Genomic DNA, 26,943 nt, shown 5'->3' on the forward strand with positions numbered 1-26,943 from the left:
CTGGGTGGTTCGGACCGTGCTCAACCCCGTGGTTCCCCTCTTCTACGAACGGTCCGGCGACCAGCCGACGTGAGGCCCGCGCCAGGCCGAGTGGAAGGCCGGCTGGTCAGGCCGGCACCGGAACCGGCCTGACCAGCGCGCTGTGGCGCAGGAAGTTACCGCCCTGCGCGGCGGCGAGCAGCAGGTTCGTCGCGATCAGGGTGGTCCAGAGACCGGTGAGGCCCGCGGCCGTTGCCACCGGGAAGGCGGCCAGGGCGAGCAGGCCGTACAGGATCGCGAAGGAGATCAGGCTCGCCGAGGAGCGTTTGAGCCCGGTGAGGCCGAAGCCCATCACCGCCTGGCAGGCGTCGGCCATCGCCGACAGCAGCATCAGCGGCAGCAGTACGAGCACCCGGTCCGCCACGGCGGCGTCGTCGGTGAACAGCGCGAGCATGGCGTCGCCGGACAGCACCAGGACGGCAGCGCCGGCCGACGCCCCGGCGACCGCGATCATGAGTGCCGCCCGGATGGCGCGGCGTGCCTCGCGTGGGCCGGCGGCGCGGGCCACCACCGGGATCGAGGCCTGGGCCACCGCGATGGAGGCGACCATGATGAACCCGATCAGGGAGGTGAGGATCGTGTGGACCGCCCCGTCGCCCGGGCCGAGCCGGGCCGCCGCGAACGCCACCACGCCGAGCACCGCGAACTTGATCAGCACGGTTCCCGCCAGGGGGATGCCGACCCTCGCCAGGGCGATGATCTCCTTGGTCCTGGGCCTCCCCGGACGGAGCGAGCGGCCCTTCAGCAGGGGCGACCGGCGCAGGCAGGCGTTGGAGACCGCCACCCCGGCGCAGGCGGAGAGGATCTGGGCGATCCCCGCGCCGGTCAGACCGAGCGATGGGACCAGGGCGAAGGTCAGCGTCACGGTGAGGGCCGTCGTCGTCAGGCCCGACCAGAGGACCTGCCGGTTGTGGCCGAGAGCGATGAGCGTCGAGTTCGCGCCGCCGGAGAGGGCCACGACCATGATGCTCAGCGCCGACAGGATCGGGTAGACCCCGAGCTCGCCGACGATCTCGCCGGGCACCCCGCCGGCCCGGGCGATCACCGGCACGCACGCCACGGCGAGAGCGCCCGCCGCGCCGACCGACATGGCCAGCCATCGGGCGTCACGTATGACGGGGACGGCCGCGTCCGGGTCGTCGCGGACCGGCGCGAGGAACGGCATCAGGCCCCGCATGACCCCGGTCACCGCGGCGGACGCCGGATTGGAGACCGCTCCGGCCAGGGCGAACGCCGCCAGCGTCGCGGTCGCGTGCCTGCCGAGGGTGGAGACCACCACCAGGGCGCCCACCATCGAGGCGACCATGGAGAGATAGAGGGGCACGGCGGCGCCGAGGATGGCACGGTGCGGATTCATGAAACGCAGAATCCCGGGGAGAGGAAGTCTGCTCCGACCGGGATCACGGGATAAGTATACCAGGAAGATCATTTCAAGTCGCGGGCGTTCGCACCCGGCGCGGTGGAAGCGCGCCGCCTCCGGCGGCTCCCGTGGTCGGTTCGCCCGCGCAGCTCGTCGAGCGGATCGGCGAGTTCGCCGCGATCGGTGCCACCCGGGTGCACCTGCGCCTGATCGACATGGCCGACCTCGATCACCTGGAGCTGATCGCCGCCGAGGTGCTGCCGCACCTGGGGGGTGGGAGGTGAACGCGACCGGCCCGGTGCGCCCGATCAGGACTCTTCACGGCGCGCTCGCCTGGAGTGCACTCCAGGTCCTTAATGTGGGTCCATGGACTATACGCAGCTTGGCCGTACCGGCCTGAAGGTCAGCCGCCTCTGCCTGGGCACGATGAACTTCGGTCCTGTGACCTCGGAGGACGACTCCTTCGCGATCATGGACCACGCCCACGAGCTGGGGATCAACTTCTTCGACACGGCCAACGTCTACGGCTGGAAGAAGGGCGAGGGCATCACCGAGAACATCATCGGCCGATGGTTCGCCAAGGGGGGCGGCCGCCGTGAGAAGACGGTCATCGCCACGAAGCTCTACGGCGACATGGGCGACTGGCCGAACGACGGCCGTTTGTCCGCGCTCAACATCCGCCGTGCCGCCGACGCGTCGCTGAAGCGGATGCAGACCGACTACATCGACCTCTACCAGGCCCACCACGTCGACCGGGACACCCCGTTCGAGGAGTTCTGGGAGGCCATGGACATCCTCAAGCAGCAGGGCAAGATCCTGTATGTCGGATCGTCCAACTTCGCGGGCTGGCACATCGCCAAGGCCCAGGAGACCGCCCGCCGCCGCAACTCCGTCGGCCTGGTCTCCGAGCAGTCCCACTACAACCTGATCGTCCGGGCGCCCGAGCTGGAGGTCATCCCGGCGGCGGAGGACTACGGCCTGGGCCTGATCCCGTGGAGCCCGCTCGCGGGCGGCCTGCTCGGCGGCATCCTCCGGAAGATCGACAAGGGCCGTTCGGCCTCGGAGAACATGACCAAGGAACTGGAGAAGCACCGCGACAAGATCGAGCAGTACGAGGCGTTCTGCGACGAGCTCGGCGAGGACCCGGCGAACGTCGGCCTGGCCTGGCTGCTCCACCAGAGGGCCGTCACCGCGCCGATCATCGGCCCGCGCACGCTCGACCAGCTCGACGGCACCACCAGGGCGCTGGAGATCAGACTGGAGGAGAAGGCGCTGACCCGGCTCGACGAGATCTTCCCGGGGTTCAAGACGGCTCCCGAGCACTACGCCTGGTAGCGCTCTTAGGAGACCAGGGCGCCGATCACCACGAGCAGCACGAGTAACGCGAGCACCGTGGGCAGCAGCCAGCGACGGGGACGATCCACGCCTGGAGCTTAGCTCTGCCCACCCGGTGCCCGCGCCGCCAGGGGGTACGTGGCGACCGTCTCGTAACGGACCACGGCCCCCAGGTGGCTCCTCACCAGGTGAACCTCGCCGGCCTCCCAGGAGCTTCCGGCGAACGGCCCGAAGTCCTCCACCAACCGGCTCAGGTCGACGTCGGTGCGGGATCTGGCCAGGGTCAGGTGCGGGCGGAGCGGCCGCCGGTCGGTCTGCACGGCTCCCGCCCGCTCCGCCCCCGCCCCCAGGGAGCCGGCCAGCCGGACGAGCCGGAGGCGGGGGCCGTACAGGCCCGTCCAGAAGACCCGGGCGCGGCGGGCCGAGGGGAAGGCGCCCGCGCCGACGAGGGACAGCGTCATCGGCGCGTGGCGGGACGCGGCCCGGGCGAGCCGCGTCTCCAGGTCGGGCCGGACCTCCTCCGGAACCTCGCCCAGGAACGCCAGCGTCACATGCCAGGTCTCCGGGTCCGGCCAGCGCAGGCCGGGCCAGGCTGCGCGGTGGGGTCCGAGAGCTCCGGCGAGCTCGTCACGCACCCACCGCGGCAGCGGTAGTCCTACGAACAGCCGCATGCGACCTCCTGCCGATCATCCTGGTCAGGATAATCGCCACACCGACGCCGACCAGGCTGAGCACCCCTCCGATCACGACCCCCGTACGGGGTCCGCCGAGGTCGGCGACCCAGCCGAGCAGCGGCGCACCGATCGGGGCGCCACCGGTCATCACCAGGACGTAGATGCCCATCACCCGGCCGCGCATCTCCGGTGAGGCGGCGAGCTGCACGCTGGTGTTGGCGGCCGTGTTGGTCGTGATCAGCGCGACGCCGGCGGGGATGAGGAGGAGAAGGTAGACCGGATACCACGGGGCCAGGCCGGTGACGATCTGGAACAGCCCGAACGACGCCGCACCGCTGATCAGCAGCTTCCGGCTGGGCCGCACCCGCCGGGCCGCCAGCAGCGCCCCGCCCAGGGCGCCCACCGCGAACATGCTGGAGGCCAGGCCGAAGGAGGACGCGCCCGCGCCGAAGACCTGACGGGCCATCAGCGCGATGGACATCGAGAACGACTGCGTGAACAGCGACACGAAGGCGACCAGCAGTATCGGCAGCAGCAGGTCCGGCCGGTCCAGCACGTAGCGCAGCCCCTCGCGGAGCTGCCCCTTGGCCCTGGGCACCGGGTCGGGAGTGGTCAGCTCCGAGGTGCGCATCAGCGCCAGACCGGCGAGCACCGCGCCGAACGACACCGCGTTGACCAGGAACATCGGGCCCGTGCCGCCGAGCGCGTAGATCAGCACACCGGCGGCGGCCGGGCCGACCACCCGGGCCAGGTTGAAGCTGGAGGCGTTCAGCGCGATGGCGTTGGACAGGTCCTGGCGGCCGACCATCTCCACGACGAAGGACTGCCGGGTCGGCACCTCGACGCAGGAGATGAGGCCGAGGGCGAAGGCCATCACGTAGACGTGCCAGACCTGCGCGTTCCCCGTCACGACGAGCACGCCCATGGTGAGCGCCAGCACACCCATGAGCGACTGGGCGACCATCAGCAGCGGCCGCTTGGGGTAGCGGTCGGCGAGCACGCCGCCCCAGAGCCCGAAGAGCAGCAGCGGCAGGAACTGCAGCGCGGTGGTCAGGCCCAGCGCGGCGGCGCTGCCGTGTGTCAGGTCCAGCACCAGCCAGTCCTGCGCGGTGCGCTGCATCCACCCGCCGACGTTGGAGATGACGCCGCCGAGCGCGAACAGCCGGTAGTTGTGGTTGCGCAGCGACCGGAACATCCCGTCCCGTGTCTTGGGCATGGCCTGCGCGGTACCGCTCTCGACGGCCTGCAGCTCATCGGCGGCCGCGGCCCGTGCGATCCGCCGCCGGCGCAGCCTCCCCTTCAGTCCCAGCCCCTTGCCGGGCCTCTTACCGGATACGGCGCGCATGAGGTGCGGCCGTCGTGTCTCTGCCCGCCGTTCCGCCCCCGCGTCTGGTACGGCGTGCGCCTCGGCGTCCTGCGGGTCCGCCGAGGCCCCGGGTTCCTCGGGTTCGGCTAGATCCTGCTGAGCTTCTCCAGAATCGGAGCCGCCTGCCGGAGCACCGTCCGTTCCTCGGCCGTCAGCTCCTTCAACCGCTGCGTCAGCCACGCCTCCTTGCGGCGGCGCTCCTCCTTCAGCAGCGTTGAGCCCTGCTCGGTCACGTTCACGGTCACCTGACGCCGGTCGGTCGGGTGCGGTGTTCGCGACACCAGCCCCCGCTCTTCCAGCACGGCGATCACGCGAGTCATCGAGGGCGGTTGCACCTTCTCGAGCTCGGCCAATTCGCCGGGGGTTATCCCGGAATGCCGTTCCACGGCGGCGAGCGTCGCGACCTGGGTGGGGGTCAGCGAGTGTCCCGCGGCCTGCCTGCGCAGGCGTCTGTTCAGGCGTGCCAGTGACACGCGCAGTGCTGAAGCCAGACCGGCGTCGCTGCGCAGGTTCGCGACGGGGTCCTTCTTGGGGTGATTCGTTAGCATAAGTCATTACCTTTGCTAACTATATATGAACTCACGGGATTCCCTCCAACGATATTTCTCCCGGCGCGGCCGTACAGCGTGGCAGACCCGCGGACGGCGCCCAACCACAGCATGACGCCCCCGCCGACGGGAACCGGCGGGAACGCCATGACCAGGGCGTTCTCCGCTCACCGAACCCGGCTGGGCCACCCGTCCCGGCCTCGGCGGCGAGAACCACCGAGACATGCGTCACTCCGGACCCGTCCGCGCCGAAAGCCGTCATGGTGATCACGTGAGCGTACGCGGATCACCTGACGGCGTTGCCTCCGGGTTTCAGCCGAGGTTGAGCAGGGACTTGATCGGGCCGAGAGCGAAGTAGAGGACGAACAGGAGCGCGACCACCCACATCAGGAGGTGGATCTCACGGGACTTGCCCTTGGCCAGCTTGATCAGCACGAAGCTGATGAAACCGGCGCCGATGCCGTTGGCGATGGAGTAGCTGAACGGCATGAGCACGATCGTGAGAAAGGCCGGGATGGCGATCTCGTAGTCGGTGAAGTCGATCTCGCGGATCGCGGTCATCATCAGGAAGCCGACGATGACCAGCGCGGGGGCGGCGGCCTCGTAGGGGACGACGGCGACCAGCGGCGACAGGAAGATGGCCAGCAGGAAGAGCACCCCGGTGACGACGCTGGCCAGGCCGGTGCGCGCGCCCTCCCCGACGCCCGCCGCCGACTCGACGTAGGTCGTGTTGGAGGAGACCGAGGCCGCGCCGCCGACCGCCGCGCCGATGGAGTCGACGAGGAGGATCTCGCGGGTCCTGTCCATCGTCCCGTCCTCCTTGACCAGTCCGGCCTGGGCGCCGACGCCCACGACCGTGCCCATGGTGTCGAAGAAGTCGGTGATCAGCAGGGTGAAGACGAGCAGCAGGGCCAGGATGACGGAGACGGAACCGAAGGCGCCGAACGGATCGAACTCCTTGAACAGCACCAGCGGGTTGTGGAACCCGAAGATCTCCTCGGGCATCGTCGGCACGACGAGCCGCCAGCCCGAGGGGTTCGGGCTGTCGGGCGTCCCCGACCCGCCGACCTTGGCGACGGCCTCGACGATGACGGCGAGGACCGTGGTCGCGACGATGCCGATCAGGATGGCGCCCTTCACCTTCCGGGCCACCAGCAGGGCGATCGTCAGCACGCCGACCACGAACACGAGGATTGGCCAGCTGGTCAGGTTGCCGCCGATGCCGAGCTCCAGCGGTACGGCGGGCGCCTTGCGGACGAAGCCGGCGTCCACGAAACCGATCAGCGCGATGAACAGGCCGATGCCGACGCTGATCGCGGTCTTGAGCTGGGGCGGGATGGCGTTGAACACCGCCGTGCGGAAGCCGGTCAGCACCAGCAGGGCGATGATCACACCCTCCAGGAAGACCAGGCCCATGGCCGACTCCCACGACATCTGCGAGGCGATGCCGTAGGTGACGAAGGCGTTCAGGCCCAGACCGGCGGCCATCGCGAACGGCACCTTGCCGATGACCCCCATCAGGATGCTGAGCAGACCGGCCACGAGCGCGGTGCCGGCCGCGACCAGCGGCACGTTGGGCACGCTTCCGTCACCGATGAACTGGCCGTCCGCGTCCTTGACGGTGGCGATGATCAAGGGGTTCAGCACGACGATGTAGGCCATCGTGAAGAAGGTGGCGAGGCCGCCGCGGACTTCCTGGCCCACCGACGAACCACGGTCAGAGATGTGAAAGAAACGGTCAAGACCGCTTATTTGGGAAGATTTAGTGTCACTCACGGACGCAGGTTGGCAGCGAGCTTCCCCCATCGGAAGTCCCGGATCCTGATGGTGATGCATTCGAGACGGTTTCGCGCCCTCACAGGGCCCGTTTTGCGGGTAGTGAGACCTCGTCGCCTACGCTGGAGCATGTGAACCAGCCTCGCCGTCCGGAGCTCCGGCCGTTGAAGACCAACGACACGGCCACGATCCTCGCGGGCACGGGCCTGTGGGTGGTCGCCCTTCTCGTGCTCCTGATCGTGCAGCCGGACGCCGGGCACCAATGGTGGATCTGGACCTGCGTGTCGGGCATCTGCGGCGGCTTTTTCGGCCTGTGGTACGTCCGGCGCCGCGACCGCCGGGGACCGCCACCCGCCCCGGAGGAGCAGATCGAGCCCGCCACGGCGATCCCGCCCATCTCCCCCACCCCGCCGGCTCCCTGACGGGAAGCCCGCCACCCGACGCGGGAGACGCGGCGGGCGGCGGGCCTGCAGAGCGCTACTGGCCGGTCGAGGCGGTCCAGCTGTCCAGGTCCGCCTCGGCGAGCAGCAGCGGCACCGCAGCCGGGTCACGCAGCAGCGCGGCGGCGGCGAGCCGGTCGCCCCACTGGCCCGACGCCCACGCGAGCCCGCGGGCCAGGCCCTCCACACCCGCGGCGTGCACCACGCCCTCGAAGAACCGCCAGGCCGCGGGGACACCGTCCACCAGCAGCTTCTCGTGCTCCACGTAGGTGACGGGCGCACCCGGCAGCAGTGACCGTACGGCGGGCGGGACCTCGCGGACCGTGCCCGAGGAGGTCACCTCACCGGCGGCCTCCTCCCCGGCCAGCGGCAGGTCGAGCAGCTCGGACAGCGTCTCGGCGAGGTCGAACGGGGCCAGGATCAGCGGCCGGTCCGCGACCAGCGGGAGCAGGTCCGGCGCCTCGACGACGACCGGCTCGCCCGCCTCGCCCTCGGCGTCGGCGACGACGATCTCGCCGTCCAGGACGGCGCGGACCGCGCGAGGGGGCGCGACGCGGGCGGGGGCGACGGCGGCGAGAGCCACCCACAGGGCCCTGAGCTGGGCCCGGTCCACCTCGATCGACGGATCGGCGAGCAGCTCCAGCAGCTCGTCGGGTCCGCCGTGCGAGGCGAGCAGGCCGGACAGGGTCGTCCGGACGCCGATCATCTCCAGCGCGGCCACGTCCATGCCCCCGGGGGCGTCGCCGTACAGGCCGAACAGCAGCGGGTCACCGGCCGGAAGCCGCAGCTCGGTGGGGCGCCTGCCGTTCAGCACCGGGTGGGTGGACAGCCACCAGGCGGTGTAGGAGGGCACCTCCACGACCTCGCCCGCGACCAGGACACGGAGCGGGTGCAGGACCGAGCGGAGCGGCGGGCGCGAGAGCAGCGCGAGGGCCGAGGGCCAGTCCGCGACATACTCCAGGTCGCGGATGGCGGAGAACTCCCGGGCGACCGGCGGCACGTCCAGCTCGGGCAGCAGGTCGAGAACGGCCTCCAGCCACTCGTCCTCACGGTCGAGGTCGTGGTCGCAGTCATCCGGGTCGATCATGACATCGGTGTCGTTCACCACGGCGAAGCCGTCGAGCACCCCGGCCGCGGCCAGGACACGCGGGCCGTACCGCTCCACCAGCTCGGGCGCGGCCGTGCCGAAGTGCGTCTCCTCGTCCAGCAACCCGGCCAGCGAACCGTCGGCCAGGAGCAGCTCACCCGCCGGATACAGCTCGCCGTCGGTGCCGCGCAGCGCCAGCTCGGCCAGCCACGGCGCCTCGCCCGCCGTCAGTCCGGCCGACTCCACCAGCGCGAGGACCGCCTGGGCCACCGGCTCCGCGTCGGGGCTGTCGAGAGACTGTGCGACGGCGGCGCGGGTCAGCGGGTCTTCCAGGACCGTCCGGGGCGTCGCCTCCCCCGCGCCGAGCCGGAGCAGCAGGGGATGGGCGGCCTCCGGGTGGACGACGCGCAGTCCGAGCGGGGCGAGCACGGCCGGGTCCAGCGCGGAGCCGTCGGCCAGCAGAAGCGTGCCCCTCGGCCCACGGACCAGGCGGCCGTCGGCGAGCGGCACCGGCAGCGCGCCGAGCGCCTCGGGGTCGTCGGCGGGCAGCACCTCGTACAGCGACCGCCACCAGGCCGGGTCCCGGTCGGAGACCGCGTCGCCGGAGAGCATGTCCACGACGTCGGAGAGCTGCACCCGCCTGACGCCGAGTGTGGTGATCGCGGGGTGCCGGGACGGCCACCCGGCGGGCAGCAGGCCGGGCACCATGGCGGCGATCTTCTCCAGCAGCTCCGCCGGGGCCGCCACCACGGACGCCTGCTGTCCCGTCACGACCAGGTTCTCGGTACTCGGAGGAGACGCGGGTGCGGAGTCAGGCGGAGAGGCCGGCGGGGAGAGCGCGGGGAGCAGCGGGGCGTCGGGGAGCCGGCGCAGGATCGCCCGGCGGATGTGGGCGTCGAGCTCGGCCTTGCCCATCAGGCCGGGGACGAGATCGAGCAGCTTGGGCGTGCGGGGCAGCCCCGCGAGCAGGTCGAGATAGGCGTCGGCGGCGCGTTCGACCAGGAAGTCGGTCAGCGCGCCCATGGCCACGTGCCGCCGGTCGGTGGCCATCGGGAACGAGGCGATCAGCAGCGCGGGCAGGTCCAGCGGCTCGTTGCTCGGCGTCGGCGCGTGCACGACCGGCGGGACCCGCGCGGGCAGCGGACGGGGCTCCCCCTCCGCCGGTCCGCCCGGGGAGGCGTCCGCAGGTCCGCCGACGGGCACCGCCCAGCGGACCAGCCAGTACGGCCGGGCGCGCTCCTCGGTCGGCCGGTCGGCGAACAGTTCGGCCACCTGCTCCGGGGTGAACCGCCCGGAGGCCGACACCACCCGCCAGCCGTCCGGCAGGACCGTCCTGACCTCACCGTCCAGGTCGATCTCGATCGACTCCAGGGCGGGCAGGCCGAGCAGCAGCGCGGGCCCGGTCTCCTCCAGCATCCGGCGGACGGCGTCCTCGGCCGCCCGGTCGCGGAGCGGCAGCCGTACAAGGGTGTCGAACCCTGTCGGGATCTCCAGCGGGCCGGCCGGGAACGGCAGGCGGAGCAGCGGGACGTGTCGGCCGCGCTCGGCGAGCTCCTTGGCCAGCGCCGGCTCGGCGGCCACCAGGGACGTGGTCTGGTCACGCGACCAGCGGACGACCCCGGACCCGAGCGAGCCGATCACCGGCTCGTCGGTGACCGACACCACGGCCGCGAAACCGACACCGAACCGGCCGGCCATGCCGGACTCGTCACGCTTGCCGGAGACGCGTAGCGTCGACAGTCCCTCGATCCCGGCGGCGTCCACCGGGGCGCCGGTGTTGGCGGCCGACAGCACCCCCTCGCGCAACGACAGGCGCAGCCGGCCGGGCACTCCCGCGCGGAGCGCGGCGTCGGCGGCGTTCTGGGCGAGCTCGACGATCAGCCGGTCACGGTAGCCGCCGAGCGCGAAGTCCTCCTCGGCGTTGGCGTCCTCCCGGAAACGCGCGGGAGAGGCCGTCCAGGCCGCGAGCACGGCGGAGCGCAGTCGGTCGGTGCCGAAAATGTCAGTCACAGCGATGAGTCCAAAGGTCGAAGGGCCCGCAGGTCACGTCGCACGGCAGCCGGCAGGGCCAGGGGTGTCCCGGCGGCCTGCGGAGAACGTCAGATCAGGAGTGTCCGAGCGGCTCGCTGCCGGCGTCGTCCACGGAACCGGCCGGCTCCGGCTCCGGGGAGTCCTCGGGAAGGTGGTCGTAGGCGAGGTCGTCCAGGATGGGCGAGGTGGGCTCGACCTGGTGCGGCAGCACGGCGGCCTCGGAGTGCGCGCCGCAGCCGTGGTCGGCGGCGACCACGCGGCCGTCGTCGGGAGCGTACTCGTTCGTGCAGACACCGAACCCGACCCCGAGCGCGCCGGCCAGCGGCCAGTAGAAGCCGCAGGTCGAGCACTGGGCGGGGGCGGCGTGCGCGAGCGGCGTGTGCGGGCCGGACTCGCCGGAGTGCCAGCGCCGCACCACGCGGTCGCGGCCGATCGGGGAGAGCACCCGGGCCCGGCCGAGGCCGTACTCGAAGATCATTTGGCGGTCGGAGTCGTCGTCGGTCTCGGTGAAGCCGGGCGCCAGCCGGTCGTCGTCGGCGGCGGCGGGCAGCAGGTCGCCCACCCCGAGGTCTCCGGGACGGAGCCGCTCGCTCCACGGCACCCACTCCGGGGGCAGCAGCGCGCCGGTCCCGGGCAGGAGCACGACCTCGCTGACCGTCACGTTGCGCGCCCTGGAGGCTCGGGCGACGGTGACGGCCCAGCGCCAGCCGCGGTAGGCGCGGTCCAGGCAGTCGAAGTAATGGGTGACGACACGCTCGCCCTCACCCTCGACTCCGAGGTGCTCGCCCACATCACCGAGCCTGACGATCTCCCCGATGGCGGAGCGGGCCAGGTCGGCGGCGGCGACGCATGCCGGGTCAAGCGGCGCGGTGCGGGATCGGGTACGACTCACGAGTCCTCCTCCGTCGGCCTCGCAACCCGACGGCCACTCTGCTCTCTGGCTCGCTCGCTGCGCTGACTCACACTTCATTCTCGCCTATGCCCGGAGCGTACTGCACCGGTGGCAGGCCGCGAGACCGGGAGTGCCCCCGGTGAACGCCGGGGTCGCGTGGCATGAGCCATGGGGCTGATGTCATCGGGTAGGACTGGATGCGTGGCGAATGGGTGGGGACGAGCGCGGAAGACGGTGGGCGAGGCCTCCCGTCTGATCGGCCGCTCAGCCGCCGGGGCGGGACGGGCCACCGTGCGCGCGGGCAGGGGCACGGGGCGGGCGACCGTGCGGGCCGGCCGTGGCGCGGCGAACGGGACACAGTGGGTCGGCAGAGCCACGCGGCGGCTGACCTATGCCCAGGGCGCGGGCCGTACGGGGCTGGGCCAGCTGATCGAACTGACCGCGGCGCAGAGCGCGGGCGACGCGCTGGTCACCGCGGCCCTGGCGGGAACGCTGTTCAAGCTTCCGGTGAACGAGGCCCGGGGCCAGGTCGCCCTCTACCTGCTGATCACGATGATCCCCTTCGTGGTGGTCGCGCCGTTCGTCGGCCCGGTCCTCGACCGGTTCCGCTCGGGCCGGCGCTTCGTGATGGCGGGCACCCTGTTCGGACGCGGCCTGCTCTGTTTCGCGATGGCCGCGGCGATCATCCCCGGAGACGTGTTCACCATCTTCCCCGGGGCGCTGGCCGTGCTGGTGCTGTCGAAGGCCTACAGCGTCTCCCGCGCGGCGATCATGCCGAACGTGCTGCCCGCCGATATCGCGCTGGTCACCGCCAACGCCAGAGTCGCCCTGTTCGCACTGGTCACGGCCGGTGTCGCGGTCCCGATCGGCGCGGGCGCCAGCGCGTGGCTCGGTGCCGAGTGGGTGCTGCGGGGGGCCACGGTCGTCTTCCTGTTCCAGGGCGTCCTGGCCGTACGGCTCCCGCGTCACGTCGACTCCCCCGACCTGGACCTGGAGGAGGAGGGCGGGGAGCGGCCGCCCCGCTGGCGCACCATGTTCAACGTGGGCCCGGTGGTCGCCGAGGCGATGCAGGCGAACGTGGCCATCCGCCTCTATTCCGGGTTCCTCCTCTTCTACCTGCTCTTCCTCGTCCAGGACGGGAAGCTGCCCGGCCTCGCCCCGGCCGTCACGATCGGCGCGCTGGCGGTGGCCGCCGGCGTCGGCGGCCTGGCGGGAACGGCCGTGGCCTCCTGGGTGCGCACCCGCTCCCCGCAGATCATCGTGCTGTCCACGCTCGCGCTGTCGGCCGTGACCACGGTGGTGGCGGCGGTCGTGTTCACCCTGTGGACCGCGGTGGCCGTCGCGCTGGTGGCCTCGTTCGCCCAGGGACTGGGCAAGCTCGCGCTGGATGCGATCGTGCAGCGCGAGATCGGCGAGGAGGTGCGCTCGTCCACCTTCGGCGTGGTGGAGGCGTTCCTGCAGATCGCGTGGGTGATCGGCGGGCTGGCCGGCCTGTGGCTGTCGCTGTTCGCCGGCGGGTCCGCCGGGCTCGCGGTGATGGCCGCCGCGCTGGGAGGCTCGCTCGGCTGGCTGCTGCTACGGCGCCGCAGGCGGTCCGACGCGAGGGACGCCAGGGTCGAGGCCGCCCGGGCGGCCGGCCCCCGGGCCGGCTCCGACGCCGGGACCGCGCCCGATGACCGGCCGGCGGCCCCGCGGGAGCGTCCGTGGCCGGACCCCCCGGGAACGACGACCGCGGTCGTGCGGCGTGACGATCCTCCGGCCGAGAAGCGGACCAAGCCGCTGACCAACCCCCACGGCTGAGGCCGCGGGGGTGTCCGGGGGGAAGGTCAGTCGTCCAGGTCGTCGGCCACGGCGCGGAGCACGGCGGCGATCTGCTTGGCGTGCGCGGCCTCGGGGTGCTTGCCCTTCTGGTAGGACGTGGAGACCGCGTCCAGGAGCTTGATCAGGTCTTCCACGATGACGACCATCTCGTCGGGCTTCTTGCGCTTGCCCTTCGGCTTGACGGCCTTGGCGAGCGTGGGGGGCTGGTCGATCACGCGGACCGAGAGCGCCTGCTGGCCGCGGCGCCCCTCCGCCACGCCGAACTCGACCTTCTGGCCGGGCTTGAGCGCGTCCACGCCACCGGGCAGCGCGGAAGAATGCACGAAGACCTCACCGCCGTCGTCGCGGGTGAGGAAGCCGAAACCCTTGTCGGCGTCGTACCACTTGACCTTGCCACTCGGCACAGGGGTGACCTCGTTCAGACTGTCGTGAAAAGGAATGGATGTAGGTTATGCCCAGGAGACGCCGAGGGCGACCGTCTATTTGGGCCTGAATCACGGCGTGCGAACCACCGGCCTGGAACTATCAGGCGCACATCCATTCTGACCTGGTGTTTCAGATCTCCGGCGGCTCCATGCAGGGCCGACCGGCCCCGGGTCACACGAGCTCGGCGGGGGCCCGCCACCCGTCGAACCAGTCGGCGAACTCGGTCAGATCGCCGAGCACCACGTCGGCCCCGTGATCGTGCAGCTCTCCGATCGGGTAGACGCCCGTCGCCACCGCCACGCTGACCGCGTCCCCGGCCCGCGCCGCCTCGATGTCGGCGACGTGGTCTCCGACGTAGGCCGTCGCGCCGAACCTCGCGAGGGCCGGGCCCTTCGCCGCCGCGAAGACCGATCCGGCGACCTCGTCCACGTCCAGCCCGAGGAACTTGACGGTCCTGGCCGCGTCGAGGGTGTTCTTCCCCGTCACCACGATGATCCGGCCGCCGGCCCGCCGTACGGCCTCGACGGCCTGGCGGGCGCCGGGCATGAGAGTGGTGGCGGGGACGGCCATCGAGGGGTACAGCGACCGGTAGAGGGCGGCGGCCGCGGGGACCTCCTCGGGCGGCAGCCAGTGGGCCAGCTCCCACTCCAGCGGCGGCCCCAGCCTCGCCACCACGACGGCGCTGTCGATGGGGACGCCGATGCGCAGCGCCACCTCGTCGTAGACGGCGGCGATGCCGGCGCGCGTGTCCGCGAGCGTCAAGTCCAGGTCGAACCCCACCGAGCTCATTCGGTCACTCACCGCTCCTCGTCCGTTTCGCGGCGAATGTCGTCCACCGCCCCCCGAAGGATGCCAAATCTCTGGGGAACAGGGGTAATCTCCGGCCGCCGCACGTGGCCCACCTGCCTGAAAACCTTTCGGGAGAGCGCGCCACCGGCCGGAGGAGGACCGGCCCCGGAGGCCGGGGTGGGGGCTCCGCACCCATCTACCTTCCGCATCTGGTGCGGTGCGCCGAGAACCGATGGTCAGGCACTGGATAGGGTCATAAGGGAGGTACCAGCCGAGAAATGACCAGATCGACACGCGAGCGGATCGTCGACGAAGCCCTGCGCCTGTTCGCCGAGCGAGGCTACACGGCGACCTCGGTGGCGGAGATCGAGGCCGCCTCCGGGCTGTCGCCCGGCGCCGGGGGACTCTACCGGCACTTCACGTCCAAGTACGAGGTGCTCGCCGCGGCGGTGAACGAGCACGCCGCGCGGACTCGGACGCAGATCGCCGCGACCTTGGCCGAGACGAGCACCGCCGACTCCTCCGCCGGCGTCGAGGAGCGCCTGACGCGCCTGTGCAGGGCGGGGCTGGCCAAGGTCCGCGAGGAGAGCGAGCTGACGCGCGTCTTCTTCCGCGATCTCAGCCGGTTCCCCGAGCTGGTGGCGGTCGTCCATGAGGGCCTGCTGCAGCCCATGTTCGACGCGATCACCAGGTGGTTCCGCACCCAGCCGGAATACGCCGGAGCCGATCTGGACTGGCCCGCGATCGGCGCGGTGCTCGGCGGCGCGGTGGTCCATTACCGGCTTTTCCAGGAGACCGTGGGCGAGCCCCCCGGCTGCGCCGAGTGCGATCGCTTCGTCGCCTCCTGGGTGCGCCTGGCACTGGGCCTGTTGCCGCGACCGGCCGCCCAGGCGATCGGCTGAGCCGATGAAAACGCTTTTCTCCCCGTATTCACGGTTTGTCGCAATAAAACCGGCTTTCCCGGAGCCCCGCACTGTCGGTAAGGCCTCCTACCATTGACGGAATGAGCACGGAGTTCACCGAGTGGCTGCGCAGCCGGAGCGACGACCAGTTGCGGGCCCTCGTCGCCGTGCGACCCGAGCTCATCACTCCGGTCCCGGCGCACCTCGAAGGGCTGGCCGGGCGGGCGAGCAGCCCGTCGGCGGTCGGCCGCGTGCTCGACCGTCTCGACCTGTTCACGCTCTCGGTCATCGAGACGCTGGCCGTGCTCCCGTCGCCGATCACCGCCAAGGCGCTGTGCGCCCAGATGACCCCTGCGCTGCGGAGACCGCCGGACGCGGCGTTCCGGCGCGCGCTCAAGGAGACGGTCGAGCGGCTGCGGACCCTGGCCCTGGTCTACGGGCCCGACGGCGCCATGGCTCCGGCCCCCGGCGTGCGGGAGATCCTCGAAGTGCCCGCGGGGCTCGGTCCGCCCGCGGTGGAGGTGTTCAGACACCATCCCGCCGAGCGTCTGGCCGAGCTGGTCCAGGACATCGGCGGCGGTGACGGCACGAAGGAGACCCTCGCCGGGCTGCTCGGCGACCCCGGAGTCGTCGGACGGCTGATCCAGGACGTCTCGCCCCAGGCGCGGGCGGCGCTCAACGAGCTGGCCTGGGGGCCCCCGAGCGGCCGGGTGCCCAACGCGCGCCGGGAGGTGCGGGCCGCCACCGCCCAGTCGCCGATCGAGCAGTTGCTCTCCCGCGCGCTGCTCGGCGCCACCGGCGAGGAGACCGTCGTCCTGCCGCGCGAGGTCGGCCTGTTCCTGCGCGACGGCCGGATCCACCAGGACCTCTCCCCCGTCTCGCCCGCGCTGGAGGGCACCGCCCGCGACCGGAGGCTCGCCGACCGCACGGCCGCCGGACAGGCGTTCGCGTTCACCCGCGCGGTGGAGGAGCTGTGCGAGCGCTGGAGCGTCGATCCCCCCGGTGTGCTCCGCGGCGGCGGTCTGGCCGTACGCGACCTGAAGCGGGCCTCGGGCCTGCTCGACCTGCCCGAGTGGGCGGCGGGACTGGTCATCGAGGTGGCGCACGCGGCCGGGCTGGTGTCGGCGAGCGGCACGGTGGACGGCGACTGGCTGCCCACCCCGGCCTACGACGCCTGGCGGGTGAAGGGCACCGAGGACCGCTGGACGGCGCTGGCCACGACCTGGCTCACCATGGACCGGGTGCCGGGTGTGATCGGCGAGCGCGACGAGCGCGACCGGCTGCTCAACGCCCTCCACCCCGACCTGCGCCGTACGGCGGCCGCCGAGGTCCGCACCGCCACGCTGGGCATGCTCGCCGTCGCCGGGCCCGGACTGGCCCCCACCCTGGAGTCGGTGCGCGAGCGCCTGGCCTGGGAGCAGCCTCGCCGCCGTGGCGGGCAGCGCGACCAGTTGGTGGAGTTCACGCTGCGCGAGGCCGAGCAGATCGGGGTGACCGGCCTCGGCGCCATCGTCGACCACGGCCGTGCCCTGCTCCCCGGCGGCGACCGCGCGATGTCGGCGGGCCGGCTCCTGGCCCCGCTGCTGCCGGAGCCCCTCGACCACGTGCTCCTCCAGGCCGACCTGACAGCCGTCGCCCCGGGTCCGCTCACCAGCGACCTGCGGCGGTGGCTGGCGCTGGCCGCCGATGTGGAGTCCACCGGAGGGGCGACGGTCTACCGGTTCGACGAACGGTCGATCCGGCGGGCGCTGGACGCGGGGCAGAGCGCCGACGAGATGCTGGCCATGCTGGAGCGGCACTCGGCCACGCCCGTCCCGCAGCCGCTCGGCTACCTGGTCGCGGATGTGGCCCGCCGCCACGGCCGCATGCGCGTCGGTACGGCGAGCGCCTACGTGCGCTGCGACGACCCCTCGCTGCTGGACGAGGTGATGGCCGACAGGCGCGCCATACCGCTACGGCTGCGCCGGCTCGCCCCCACCGTGATCGCCTCCAAGACCACCCGGCCGACCCTGATCGACTCGCTGCGCGCGATGGGCTACGCCCCGGCGGCCGAGTCCCTGGACGGCGACGTGATCATCACCCAGCTCGACGTCCGCAGGACCGACGGTCAGCCGCTCGTCCGGCCCCCCGCCACGTTCAACGGCCTGGAGGCCGACGTCGTGGCGGCGGCCGTCCGCGCCGTCCGGGCCGGCGACGCCGCCCACCAGGCACGCCGCGCTCCCGTCGACGCCCCTGGCGGCCAGGTCCCCCGCTCCCCCGCGACCGCCACCATCGTCGCCTTGCGCGAGGCCATCCGGCAGGGCTCCCAGGTCTGGATCGGCTACCTCGACTCCCAGGGCAACGCCACCAGCCGGATCCTCGAACCCGCCAGAATGGAGGGTGGCTATCTCACCGCCTACGACGAGACCCGCACCGCGGTGCACCGCTTCGCCCTGCACCGCATCACCGGCATCGCGGACATCAACTGAGATGTCCTCACCCCCCGCGCAAGAGCGGCTCCGGGCCGGGTGATCTGTCCTCCAATCCATCCGTCTGGACGCGGCTGCGCTGTTTGCCTCCCGCACAGTGCAACCCAATATCGTGATATCAGCCGATATCTCCAACTCAACAGAAGTGAGACGATCGACAGTGAGCAGCGGTCACCCCGAGGGTCCCAGCACGAATCCGGATGACTGGAAGAGCCCGTACAGCACAGGCCCCGGCCAGAGCCCCGGGTACGGCAACCAGCAGCCGGACCACGGGCAGACCCGGCGGTTCGACGAGCAGGACCAGGGCCAGCAGGGCTACGGGCAGCAGAGCCAGGGTTACGGGCAGCAGGGCCAGGGGTACGGCCAGCAGGGCTACGACCAGCCCGGCCAGGGATACCAGCAGCCCGGCTACGACCAGGGCTACGGCCAGCAGAGCCAGGGGTACGGCCAGCCGGGCCAGTACGGCCAGGGCTACGGCGAACAGCCCTACGGACAGGGGTACGGCGAGCAGCCCTACGGACAGCACCAGCCCGGCTACGGCTACGGCTACCCGCCCCAGCAGCAGAACACCGACGGCGTCAGGACCCACGCGATCGTCGCGCTCGTCATCAGCATCGTGCTGGGCCTGAGCTGCTACATCAGCCTCGGCGGCATCGCCGGAGCCATCGTGGCCGGCATCGCGCTGGGGAAGGTCCAGACCGACCCCCAGGGTGCCAGGAACCTCCTCAAGTGGACCTGGATCAGCATCGGCATCAACGTCGCGCTGGTCGTCCTGGGTGTCGTCGCCCTCATCATCGCGGGGGCCAGCGGCGCGCTCGACAGCTGAGCCGATCAGGGACTGTCCGGAGGCCTGTCTCTGTTGGACATACGGAGGACGGGGAGCCGGTGGCCGGGAACGGACCGGCAGATCCCCCCGCGCGGGTGCGACCATGGGCTCGCCGGCCGTACACAAGGGAGAAGTCTTTGACTGACGGACCATTGATCGTTCAATCCGACAAGACCCTGCTCCTTGAGGTCGACCACGAGCGGGCCGACGAGTGCCGCAAGGCGATCGCGCCCTTCGCCGAGCTGGAGCGCGCGCCCGAGCACGTGCACACCTACCGGATCACCCCGCTGGCCCTGTGGAACGCGCGGGCCGCCGGACACGACGCCGAGCAGGTGGTCGACGCGCTGATCGGCCACAGCCGCTACCCGGTGCCGCACGCGCTGCTGGTGGACATCGCCGAGACCATTGCGCGGTACGGCAGGCTCCGGCTGGAGAAGCACCCCGTCCACGGGCTCGTGCTGACCAGCACGGACCGGGCCGTGCTGGAGGAGGTGCTGCGCTCCAAGAAGATCCAGCCGCTGCTGGGCGAGCGGCTGGGCCCCGACGCCGTGGCAGTGCATCCGAGCGAGCGCGGCAACATCAAGCAGCACCTGCTCAAGCTGGGCTGGCCGGCCGAGGACCTGGCCGGATACGTCAACGGCGAGCACCACCCGATCGAGCTGGCCGAGGACGGCTGGCAGCTCCGCTCCTACCAGCGGGAGGCCGCGGAGGCGTTCTGGCACGGCGGTTCGGGCGTGGTCGTCCTCCCCTGTGGCGCGGGCAAGACGATCGTGGGCGCGGCGGCGATGGCGCACGCCAAGGCGACGACGCTGATCCTGGTGACGAACACGGTCTCGGCGCACCAGTGGAAGCAGGAGCTGCTCAAGCGGACCTCGCTCACCGAGGACGAGATCGGCGAGTACACCGGCACCAAGAAGGAGATCCGGCCGGTCACCATCGCCACCTACCAGGTGATGACGACCCGCAGGCAGGGCGTCTACCGCCACCTGGAGCTGTTCGACGCCCGCGACTGGGGTCTGGTCGTCTACGACGAGGTGCACCTGCTGCCCGCGCCGATCTTCCGGATGACCGCCGACCTGCAGGCCCGGCGGCGGGTGGGGCTGACCGCGACGCTCGTGCGCGAGGACGGCCGGGAGGGGGACGTGTTCTCCCTGATCGGCCCCAAGCGCTACGACGCGCCGTGGAAGGAGATGGAGAACCAGGGCTGGATCGCCCCGGCCGACTGCGTCGAGGTGCGGGTGACGCTGACCGACTCCGAGCGGCTCGCCTACGCCATGGCCGAGTCCGAGGAGCGCTACCGGTTCTGCGCGACCACGCCGTCCAAGAGCCGGGTGACCGAGGCATTGGTCCAGCGGCACCCGGGCGAGCAGGTGCTGGTCATCGGGCAGTACATCGACCAGCTCGACGAGCTGGGCGAGCACCTGAACGCTCCGGTGATCAAGGGCGAGACGAAGGTCAAGGAGCGGGAGCGGCTGTTCCAGGCGTTCCGCGACAAGGAGATCCAGGTATTGGTCGTCTCCAAGGTGGCCAACTTCTCCATCGACCTGCCGGAGGCCGCGGTGGCCATCCAGGTGTCGGGCACCTTCGGGTCACGGCAGGAGGAGGCCCAGCGGCTCGGCCGCGTGCTGCGGCCCAAGTCGGACGGTGGCGGGGCGCGCTTCTACTCGGTGGTCAGCCGGGACACGGTCGACCAGGATTTCGCGGCGCATCGGCAGCGTTTCCTGGCCGAGCAGGGATACGCCTACCAGATCATCGACGCGGACGACGTGCTCGCCGAGGAGTAGCGCCACCCGGCGGACACGCCGTCGCCTGCGTCGATCAGGTCCACGAAATACCGCGGTTTTTCGACAAGGAAACCACCCCCTCGCTGGGCCACAACGACCATTAGCGGCATACCCCATGATCTACCTAAGTCACCGCATTTAAGCTAGTTTTTCACTGTTTTGGAACGGTATAACGGAGGGTGGCAAGGCGCTCACCGAAGGTTCGCACGTCGACCCGGCCCGCGATTAATCCTTTTGAGCGGACGCAGGTCGCCGGTAAGCTGGCCGATTCGCTGCCTGTGATGACCACCACCTCCGTTGACCGAATGGGAGGCGCTTCCGCGTGCCCGCACATCAACTGGCCCCCGACATAACCGACGACCCGGCCGAGACGCTCGCCGCCGAACGCGAGCATCTGGCCACCTCCAGAGCCGCCCTGCGCGCGATGCGCGAACACGCCCAGTCCCTCTCCTCCGACGCCGCCGGCGACTGGGTCTCGCAGCAGATCCTGCAGGGACTGCTGGACCAGCGGGTGGCGGCGCTCGCCGACCACTCCGGCACCCCCCTGTTCTTCGGCCGCCTCGACCGCGCCGTGGACGACGACCTTCCCGGCACCGTCTACGTCGGACGCCGGCACGTCCACGACGACCGGAGCCGTCCCCTGGTGATCGACTGGCGGGCCCCGATCTCCCGGGCCTTCTACCAGGCCAGCCCGTCCGACCCGATGGACGTCGCGCTCCGCCGCCGGTTCGGCTACCACGGCGGCGACCTGACCGCCTACGAGGACGAGCCGCTCGACCAGGGCGTCGCCCTGCAGCACAGCAGGATCCTCACCGACGAGATCGAGCGCCCCCGCTCCGGCCCGATGCGCGACATCGTCGCGACCATCCAGCCCGACCAGGACGAGATCGTCCGCTCCGAGCTCGGCCAGACCGTGTGCGTCCAGGGAGCACCCGGCACCGGGAAGACCGCCGTCGGCCTGCACCGGGCCGCCTACCTGCTCTTCACCCACCGGGAGAAACTCGCCCGGTCCGGCGTGATGATCGTCGGCCCGAACCGGGCCTTCCTCTCCTACATCTCCTCCGTGCTCCCCGCTCTGGGCGAGGTCAAGGTCGACCAGACCACGGTGGCCGGGATCCTGGGCGACCACGCCGCTCCCGAGGCCCCCGAGGTCGGCGCGGTCAAGGGCGACGCGAAGATGGCTCCGGTGCTCAGGCGTGCCCTGTGGATGCACATCGTCAAGCCGACCGAGGGCGTGCTGTACACCAAGGGCGTCAACCGCTACCGGGTGGCCGACTACGAGGTCCGCGAGATCGTCGCGTCGCTGCGCGGCACCACCCGTTACGGCCCCGGCCGGGCGGCCCTCGCCCAGCGGCTGGCCCACCTGGTGCTCGTCCGGATGGAACAGCGCGGCGAGTCCCCCGACGACCGGGTGCAGGACGCGGTGGCCCGCTCCAAGCCGGTCAAGCAGCTCGTGGACGCGGTGTGGCCCAAGCTCACCCCCCAGCAGGTGCTCCACCGCCTCTTCAGCGACCCCGCGTTCCTCGCCGCCGCCGCAAAGGACGACCTCACCGCCGACGAGCAGGCCCTGTTGCTGTGGGCGAAGCCGGCCAAATCCTTCCGCTCGGCGAAGTGGTCGGCGGCCGACGGAGCGCTGATGGACGAGCTCGGCGACCTGATCGAGCGGACCGCCGTCCTGGGGCACCTGGTCGTGGACGAGGCCCAGGACCTGTCGGCCATGCAACTGCGCGCCCTCGGCCGGCGCTGCCGTACCGGGTCGGCCACCGTGCTGGGCGACCTCGCCCAGGGCACCACGCCCTGGTCGGCCCGCTCCTGGACCGAGGTCCTCACCCACCTGGGCTTCGAGGACGGCGCGGTCACCGAGCTCACCCTCGGCTTCCGCGTCCCCCGCGAGGTGCTCGACTACGCCGCCCGGCTGCTGCCCGCCGTCGCCCCCGACCTGGCCCCGCCCCGGTCGCTCCGCCCCGGCGTGGGCTCGCTGTCGGTACGGCCGTCGCTCGATCCGGCGGCATCCCTGGTGGAGGCGGTGGGGGAGGCGCTCTCCCGCGAGGGCTCGATCGGGGTCATCGTCCCGGACGCCTCGGTCCCGGCCGTCTCGGCGTCCCTGGCCGCCCTGGACCACCGTGTGCTGAGCCCCGACTCGGTCGAGGAGCACCGGCTGCTGGTGATCCCCGCGACCCTGGCCAAGGGTCTGGAATACGACCACGTCATCGTGGTCGAGCCGGCCGACATCGTGGACGCCGAGCCCCGTGGCCTGGCCCGCCTCTACGTGGTCCTGACCCGCGCGGTCACCTCCCTGACCGTCCTGCACACCCGGGAGCTCCCCGACCAGCTCCGCTGATCCCGTGGTCCGCGGCCACCGTGTGATCGTCCGGTCCGGTGGAAAGACGTGGCGACCGTACCGACCCGGTTCTGGCAGGCAGGGCTGGCAACTTCTCCAGGCATAGGGGTTGTCATCCGGAACGGGCGGATCGAGGACGTCGAGGCGCTGCCGGCCTTCTGGCTTGAAGCCGCCGAGGGGACCGACCGGCACGACGATCCGGCCAAGGTGGTCGTGGAAACACGTCCTGTCCGCGATGGCGAGGATCAGCCCTGCTCCTGGTACGAGCCTGAGTGGTGCGGACGACTCTTCGGTCTGCGCACCTTGGTTCCGCCGTCGCTCCGGCCGCGGGGACCGGCGGTCGCGATCCCGAAAGGCTCGACGCCGACGGGAACGGTGGTGACGACCTCGTTGGTCGCGGTGTCGATCACCGACACCGAGTCCGCACTCAGGTTGCTCACGTAGACGCGGGTGCCGCCGGGAGAGACCGCGATACCGAAGGGGTGGTGGCCGACGGGAACGGTGGTGACGATCTCGTTGGTCGCGGTGTCGATCACCGACACCGAGTCCGTTTCCAGGTTGGTCACGTAGGCACGGGTGCCGTTGGGAGAGACCGCGACCCTGTAGGGGGGGTGGCCGACAGGGATGGTGGTGACGACCTTGCTGGTCGCGGTGTCGATCACCGACACCGAGTCCGAGTCCTGGTTGGTCACATAAGCACGGGTGCCGTTGGGAGAGACCACGACGCCGAAGGGGTGGTGGCCGACAGGGATGGTGGTGACGACCCTGTTGGTCGCGGTGTCGATCACCGACACCGAGTCCGAGTCCTGGTTGGTCACATAAGCACGGGTGCCGTTGGGAGAGACCACGACGCCGAAGGGGTGGTGGCCGACAGGGATGGTGGTGATGACCCTGTTGGTCGCGGTGTCGATCACCGACACCGAGTCCGACTGCGTGTTGGTCACGTAGACGCGGGTGCCACGGGGGGAGACCGCGATCCCCAGCGGGTAGTCGTCGACGGGAATGCTGGTGACGACCTTGCTGGTCGCCGTGTTGATCACCGACACGGTGTCCGCGCCCTGGTTGGTCACATAGGCACGGGCGTCGCCGGCGGAGACCGCCACCTCAAGGGGATTACGACCGACAGGGATGGTGGCGACGACCTTGTTGGTCGTAATGTCGATCACCGACACGGTGTCCGACTGCGTGTTGGCCACGTAGACGAAATTCGAAGGCTCCGAGGTGGCCACAGCCGGGACAGCTGTGGCGGTCGGCACTACCAGAACCGCCGCGATGGCCACCGCGGCCATGGACGGACGGGCATGGGATCGTCCGTCCCTCTTGGACGGGCCGGACAGGCTCCGACGGTGATTCTCAATCGCGTTTCTCGCCCAACACCGCAGCACCAGGACCTCCATCGATACAACAGGGTTCCGTTCTACGTCCGCACGACATCGTGTCCTGGAAAACAACGCACTGACTTGGATCCTCCTGGCCGCCCGCTTTGTCCATTCATCGCTCAACGGCAGTGAAGTCAGCCGGAGTCGACACGAATGTGACCACACGCCTACCGATCATCGACTCTTACCGCTCCGGCCAGGCTCCGTAAGCCTGGAACGCCCTTCCCGTCCTCGGTCTTTCGATGTCGCCCTCCCTGCCCACGAGCCCACGGACGGATGCCGAGTGGCGGATGGCACCGTCCGGCACCACAAAAAAGAGGCGGCCCCGGCACCTCGGGGTCGCCTCTTTATGTGAAAGCGGCTGGACTTAGAAGTCCATGTCGCCGCCACCCGGCATGGCGGGGGCGGCTCCGGCCTTCTCGGGCTTCTCGGCGATGACGGCCTCGGTGGTGAGGAACAGCGCCGCGATGGACGCCGCGTTCTGCAGAGCCGAACGCGTCACCTTGGCCGGGTCGATGATGCCCGCCTCGAACATGTTGACGTACTCGCCCGTGGCGGCGTTCAGACCCTCACCGGGGGTGAGGTTGCGCACCTTCTCCACCACGACGCCGCCCTCGAGGCCGGCGTTGACGGCGATCTGCTTCAGCGGCTCCTCGAGCGCCTTGCGGACGATCGCGGCACCGGTGGCCTCGTCGCTGGTGAGCTCCAGCTTGTCGAAGGCCTTGGCGCCGGCCTGCAGCAGGGCCACGCCACCGCCGGGGACGATGCCCTCCTCGACGGCCGCCTTCGCGTTGCGGACGGCGTCCTCGATGCGGTGCTTGCGCTCCTTGAGCTCGACCTCGGTCGCCGCGCCGGCCTTGATGACGGCCACGCCGCCGGCCAGCTTGGCGAGACGCTCCTGGAGCTTCTCGCGGTCGTAGTCGGAGTCGGTGTTCTCGATCTCGGCGCGGATCTGGTTGACCCGGCCGGCGATCTGCTCGGCGTCGCCGGCACCGTCGACGATGGTGGTCTCGTCCTTGGTGACGATGACCTGGCGGGCACGGCCGAGCTGGTCCAGCGCGGTGGACTCGAGCTTGAGGCCGAGGTCCTCGCTGATGACCTGGGCACCGGTCAGGATGGCGATGTCGCCCAGCATGGCCTTGCGGCGGTCACCGAAGCCCGGGGCCTTGACGGCGACCGAGCGGAAGAGGCCGCGGATCTTGTTGACGACCAGGGTCGCCAGGGCCTCGCCCTCGATGTCCTCGGCGATGATCAGCAGCGGCTTGCCGGCCTGCACGACCTTGTCGAGGACCGGGAGCAGGTCCTTGTTGGCGGAGATCTTCGAGTTGACCACGAGGATGTAGGCGTCGTCGAGGACGGCCTCCATGCGCTCCGGGTCGGTGACGAAGTAGGGCGAGATGTAGCCCTTGTCGAAGCGCATGCCCTCGGTGAGCTCAAGCTCCAGGCCGAAGGTGTTGCTCTCCTCGACGGTGATGACGCCTTCCTTGCCGACCTTGTCCATCGCCTCGGCGATCATCTCGCCGATCTGCGGGTCGCCCGCGGAGATGGAGGCGGTGGAGGCGATCTGCGCCTTCGTCTCCACGTCCTTGGCCAGCTTGGAGAGCTCCTCAGAGACGCGCTCGACGGCGGCCTCGATGCCCTTCTTCAGGGACATCGGGTTGGCACCGGCGGCCACGTTGCGGAGGCCCTCACGCACAAGAGCCTGGGCGAGCACGGTGGCGGTGGTGGTGCCGTCGCCCGCGACGTCGTCGGTCTTCTTGGCGACTTCCTTGACGAGCTCCGCCCCGATCTTCTCCCACGGGTCCTCGAGCTCGATCTCCTTGGCGATGGAGACACCGTCGTTGGTGATCGTGGGGGCGCCCCACTTCTTCTCCAGAACGACGTTACGGCCCTTGGGGCCGAGGGTCACCTTGACGGCGTCCGCGAGCTGGTTCATACCGCGCTCGAGACCGCGCCGGGCGTCCTCGTCAAACGCGATCATTTTGGCTGCCATACGGCTAGACCTCCCAAACGCAGGGTGGCTTGCACCGGATCGAGCCGACGCCCGCGACGGCATGTGAACCCGCGACTCCGTTCGGCGGGTCCCATCGTCTCGATCCAGGGTTGGCACTCTCCAACAGGGAGTGCCAACGAACTGTTTAGCACTCTACCCTGCCGAGTGCAAGCGACGTCGCGCTGACCTGCACCCAGCTTAGAGGGCGGGCACAGATTCACAGCGAAGGCCCGACCCGCCGTTGGGGCGGCGAGCCGGGTCGACATGCGGGAAGGTCCGCGCGGACTGCGCTGCCACGGGATCTACCGGCATTTCCCGACGAATGGACGGAACGGCTGCGTCAGACCGCCCGGACGGATTCCGCCTGGGGGCCCTTCTGACCCTGGGTGACCTCGAACTCGACCCGCTGGCCCTGTTCGAGCGCACGGTAGCCATCCATCATGATCGCGGAGTAATGGACGAACACATCCTTACCACCGTCGACCGCGATGAAGCCGTAGCCCTTGTCCGCGTTGAACCATTTGACGGTGCCCTGCGCCACTTCCGACTCCTCTTACTGGACTTGAGGACATCGCCCATTCCTCTCGCGAAGTCCTCAATCTTCGAGGCATAGACATCGCCTACGTCGATCGTTCTCGACCATACCTGTGGGACACGGTGGGGCAA

The 26,943-nt window shown here is 70.8% G+C and carries 21 protein-coding genes; 9 read left to right on the plus strand and 12 right to left on the minus strand.

What is annotated here, in order from left to right:
- Nucleotides 1-106: 106 nt before the first annotated feature.
- The gene (locus FHR32_RS11345) at nucleotides 107-1,396 is read right to left on the minus strand and encodes an MATE family efflux transporter (RefSeq protein ID WP_184754278.1); all 1,290 of its coding nucleotides are present in this window, start codon (nucleotides 1,394-1,396) and stop codon (nucleotides 107-109) included.
- 131 nt (nucleotides 1,397-1,527) lie between these two features.
- Between FHR32_RS11345 and FHR32_RS11350 the strand changes: the two genes are divergently transcribed.
- Entirely contained in the window at nucleotides 1,528-1,683 is a 156-nt protein-coding gene (locus FHR32_RS11350) for a hypothetical protein (RefSeq protein ID WP_221465364.1), read from the plus strand.
- 82 nt (nucleotides 1,684-1,765) lie between these two features.
- Entirely contained in the window at nucleotides 1,766-2,734 is a 969-nt protein-coding gene (locus tag FHR32_RS11355; RefSeq protein ID WP_184754279.1) for an aldo/keto reductase, read from the plus strand.
- Nucleotides 2,735-2,832: 98 nt separating this feature from the next.
- On the opposite strand, the gene thpR is transcribed toward FHR32_RS11355, so the two are convergent.
- The 4 genes from thpR to FHR32_RS11375 form a co-directional block, all read right to left on the minus strand.
- Nucleotides 2,833-3,405: an RNA 2',3'-cyclic phosphodiesterase gene (thpR, locus tag FHR32_RS11360; protein WP_184754280.1), complete on the minus strand. Its 573-nt coding sequence runs from the start codon at nucleotides 3,403-3,405 to the stop codon at nucleotides 2,833-2,835.
- Nucleotides 3,362-4,603 carry an MFS transporter gene (locus tag FHR32_RS11365; protein ID WP_184756480.1) on the minus strand — a complete coding sequence of 414 codons (1,242 nt, stop codon included), beginning with the start codon at nucleotides 4,601-4,603 and terminating at the stop codon, nucleotides 3,362-3,364. Before FHR32_RS11365 ends, thpR begins: the two co-directional genes overlap by 44 nt.
- Nucleotides 4,604-4,860: 257 nt before the next feature.
- Nucleotides 4,861-5,322 (minus strand): MarR family winged helix-turn-helix transcriptional regulator, encoded by a 462-nt coding sequence (locus FHR32_RS11370; protein WP_184754281.1) that lies wholly within the window; start codon nucleotides 5,320-5,322, stop codon nucleotides 4,861-4,863.
- Nucleotides 5,323-5,634: 312 nt separating this feature from the next.
- Nucleotides 5,635-7,128 (minus strand): NCS2 family permease, encoded by a 1,494-nt coding sequence (locus FHR32_RS11375; RefSeq protein ID WP_184754282.1) that lies wholly within the window; start codon nucleotides 7,126-7,128, stop codon nucleotides 5,635-5,637.
- Between the two features lie 101 nt (nucleotides 7,129-7,229).
- On the opposite strand from FHR32_RS11375, the gene FHR32_RS11380 reads away from it, so the two are divergent.
- Nucleotides 7,230-7,520: a DUF2530 domain-containing protein gene (locus FHR32_RS11380; RefSeq protein WP_184754283.1), complete on the plus strand. Its 291-nt coding sequence runs from the start codon at nucleotides 7,230-7,232 to the stop codon at nucleotides 7,518-7,520.
- A 55-nt stretch (nucleotides 7,521-7,575) separates the two neighbouring features.
- Here the strand turns inward: FHR32_RS11380 and FHR32_RS11385 are convergent, their stop codons facing one another.
- Together FHR32_RS11385 and FHR32_RS11390 are read right to left on the minus strand one after the other, a co-directional pair.
- The gene (locus FHR32_RS11385) at nucleotides 7,576-10,635 is read right to left on the minus strand and encodes a sacsin N-terminal ATP-binding-like domain-containing protein (RefSeq protein WP_184754284.1); all 3,060 of its coding nucleotides are present in this window, start codon (nucleotides 10,633-10,635) and stop codon (nucleotides 7,576-7,578) included.
- 94 nt (nucleotides 10,636-10,729) lie between these two features.
- Nucleotides 10,730-11,548 carry a DUF3027 domain-containing protein gene (locus FHR32_RS11390; protein ID WP_184754285.1) on the minus strand — a complete coding sequence of 273 codons (819 nt, stop codon included), beginning with the start codon at nucleotides 11,546-11,548 and terminating at the stop codon, nucleotides 10,730-10,732.
- 201 nt (nucleotides 11,549-11,749) lie between these two features.
- Here FHR32_RS11390 and FHR32_RS11395 point away from each other — a divergent pair, with 201 nt between their 5' ends.
- Nucleotides 11,750-13,348: an MFS transporter gene (locus FHR32_RS11395; RefSeq protein WP_312882262.1), complete on the plus strand. Its 1,599-nt coding sequence runs from the start codon at nucleotides 11,750-11,752 to the stop codon at nucleotides 13,346-13,348.
- Nucleotides 13,349-13,374: 26 nt separating this feature from the next.
- On the opposite strand, the gene FHR32_RS45895 is transcribed toward FHR32_RS11395, so the two are convergent.
- The gene (locus tag FHR32_RS45895) at nucleotides 13,375-13,773 is read right to left on the minus strand and encodes a cold-shock protein (RefSeq protein WP_184754286.1); all 399 of its coding nucleotides are present in this window, start codon (nucleotides 13,771-13,773) and stop codon (nucleotides 13,375-13,377) included.
- 193 nt (nucleotides 13,774-13,966) lie between these two features.
- The gene (locus FHR32_RS11405) at nucleotides 13,967-14,596 is read right to left on the minus strand and encodes an HAD family hydrolase (RefSeq protein ID WP_312882263.1); all 630 of its coding nucleotides are present in this window, start codon (nucleotides 14,594-14,596) and stop codon (nucleotides 13,967-13,969) included.
- Nucleotides 14,597-14,862: 266 nt separating this feature from the next.
- On the opposite strand from FHR32_RS11405, the gene FHR32_RS11410 reads away from it, so the two are divergent.
- The 5 genes from FHR32_RS11410 to FHR32_RS11430 all read left to right on the plus strand — a co-directional run bounded on the left by FHR32_RS11410 (nucleotide 14,863) and on the right by FHR32_RS11430 (nucleotide 22,905).
- The gene (locus FHR32_RS11410; protein ID WP_184754287.1) at nucleotides 14,863-15,486 is read left to right on the plus strand and encodes a TetR/AcrR family transcriptional regulator; all 624 of its coding nucleotides are present in this window, start codon (nucleotides 14,863-14,865) and stop codon (nucleotides 15,484-15,486) included.
- Nucleotides 15,487-15,587: 101 nt separating this feature from the next.
- The gene (locus FHR32_RS11415) at nucleotides 15,588-17,954 is read left to right on the plus strand and encodes a helicase-associated domain-containing protein (protein WP_184754288.1); all 2,367 of its coding nucleotides are present in this window, start codon (nucleotides 15,588-15,590) and stop codon (nucleotides 17,952-17,954) included.
- Nucleotides 17,955-18,099: 145 nt separating this feature from the next.
- Nucleotides 18,100-18,780 carry an MgtC/SapB family protein gene (locus tag FHR32_RS11420; protein WP_184754289.1) on the plus strand — a complete coding sequence of 227 codons (681 nt, stop codon included), beginning with the start codon at nucleotides 18,100-18,102 and terminating at the stop codon, nucleotides 18,778-18,780.
- Nucleotides 18,781-18,917: 137 nt separating this feature from the next.
- Nucleotides 18,918-20,564 (plus strand): DNA repair helicase XPB, encoded by a 1,647-nt coding sequence (locus tag FHR32_RS11425; RefSeq protein ID WP_184754290.1) that lies wholly within the window; start codon nucleotides 18,918-18,920, stop codon nucleotides 20,562-20,564.
- A 322-nt stretch (nucleotides 20,565-20,886) separates the two neighbouring features.
- Complete coding sequence (locus FHR32_RS11430; RefSeq protein WP_184754291.1) at nucleotides 20,887-22,905, plus strand: HelD family protein; 2,019 nt, start codon at nucleotides 20,887-20,889, stop codon at nucleotides 22,903-22,905.
- 245 nt (nucleotides 22,906-23,150) lie between these two features.
- Here the strand turns inward: FHR32_RS11430 and FHR32_RS11435 are convergent, their stop codons facing one another.
- The 3 genes from FHR32_RS11435 to FHR32_RS11445 form a co-directional block, all read right to left on the minus strand.
- Nucleotides 23,151-24,194: a YVTN family beta-propeller repeat protein gene (locus tag FHR32_RS11435; RefSeq protein WP_246466103.1), complete on the minus strand. Its 1,044-nt coding sequence runs from the start codon at nucleotides 24,192-24,194 to the stop codon at nucleotides 23,151-23,153.
- A gap of 457 nt (nucleotides 24,195-24,651) precedes the next feature.
- Nucleotides 24,652-26,277 carry a chaperonin GroEL gene (gene groL / locus FHR32_RS11440; RefSeq protein ID WP_184754293.1) on the minus strand — a complete coding sequence of 542 codons (1,626 nt, stop codon included), beginning with the start codon at nucleotides 26,275-26,277 and terminating at the stop codon, nucleotides 24,652-24,654.
- Nucleotides 26,278-26,617: 340 nt separating this feature from the next.
- Complete coding sequence (locus FHR32_RS11445; protein WP_184754294.1) at nucleotides 26,618-26,818, minus strand: cold-shock protein; 201 nt, start codon at nucleotides 26,816-26,818, stop codon at nucleotides 26,618-26,620.
- Nucleotides 26,819-26,943 lie beyond the last annotated feature (125 nt).

The sequence above is a fragment of the Streptosporangium album genome (assembly GCF_014203795.1).
Taxonomy (GTDB): domain Bacteria; phylum Actinomycetota; class Actinomycetes; order Streptosporangiales; family Streptosporangiaceae; genus Streptosporangium; species Streptosporangium album.

What these genes read in the sequence shown, in the direction of transcription:
- FHR32_RS11345 (WP_184754278.1), bottom strand. Translation starts at nt 1,396, where the DNA reads ATGAATCCGCACCGTGCCATCCTCGGCGCCGCCGTGCCCCTCTATCTC.
- FHR32_RS11355 (WP_184754279.1), top strand. Translation starts at nt 1,766, where the DNA reads ATGGACTATACGCAGCTTGGCCGTACCGGCCTGAAGGTCAGCCGCCTC.
- thpR (WP_184754280.1), bottom strand. Translation starts at nt 3,405, where the DNA reads ATGCGGCTGTTCGTAGGACTACCGCTGCCGCGGTGGGTGCGTGACGAG.
- FHR32_RS11365 (WP_184756480.1), bottom strand. Translation starts at nt 4,603, where the DNA reads ATGTTCCGGTCGCTGCGCAACCACAACTACCGGCTGTTCGCGCTCGGC.
- FHR32_RS11370 (WP_184754281.1), bottom strand. Translation starts at nt 5,322, where the DNA reads ATGCTAACGAATCACCCCAAGAAGGACCCCGTCGCGAACCTGCGCAGC.
- FHR32_RS11375 (WP_184754282.1), bottom strand. Translation starts at nt 7,128, where the DNA reads ATGGGGGAAGCTCGCTGCCAACCTGCGTCCGTGAGTGACACTAAATCT.
- FHR32_RS11410 (WP_184754287.1), top strand. Translation starts at nt 14,863, where the DNA reads ATGACCAGATCGACACGCGAGCGGATCGTCGACGAAGCCCTGCGCCTG.
- FHR32_RS11415 (WP_184754288.1), top strand. Translation starts at nt 15,588, where the DNA reads ATGAGCACGGAGTTCACCGAGTGGCTGCGCAGCCGGAGCGACGACCAG.
- FHR32_RS11435 (WP_246466103.1), bottom strand. Translation starts at nt 24,194, where the DNA reads ATGGCCGCGGTGGCCATCGCGGCGGTTCTGGTAGTGCCGACCGCCACA.
- groL (WP_184754293.1), bottom strand. Translation starts at nt 26,277, where the DNA reads ATGGCAGCCAAAATGATCGCGTTTGACGAGGACGCCCGGCGCGGTCTC.